General features: G+C 53.6%; 1 protein-coding gene. It reads right to left on the bottom strand.

Annotated features, from left to right (window positions below; genetic code table 11):
* The coding region (locus HEN33_RS27300) for a terminase small subunit (protein WP_183083588.1) at positions 1–205 on the bottom strand (205 nt) is incomplete at its 3' end.
* Between the last annotated feature and the right edge of the window lie 19 nt (positions 206–224).

The following is a 224-nucleotide window of genomic DNA, read 5'->3' as shown; positions in this document are numbered from 1 at the left end:
TCTGCCGGTAAACAGGAACCTCATCCACCTCCACCGTTTCGCACTGTTTACGGGCAATAAACGCGAGCACTTCCGGATCTTTTGCCAGTTGCGAGCCTTTAACCCTGGCCGTCTTCGCCGAATAACCTGCTGCAATGGCTGACGCTGTTTTGTTTTTCCCGGACATGATCGCCAGCGCAAATTTTCGTTTTTGCGTTGTCAGCACAGCCTCCTCCCGGGTCCAT

Source organism: Escherichia sp. 94.0001, from assembly GCF_013369155.2.
Classification (GTDB): Bacteria; Pseudomonadota; Gammaproteobacteria; order Enterobacterales; family Enterobacteriaceae; genus Escherichia; species Escherichia coli_F.
The sequence above is the reverse complement of the archived record's forward strand: the minus strand, read 5'-3'. Positions and strand labels throughout refer to the sequence as shown.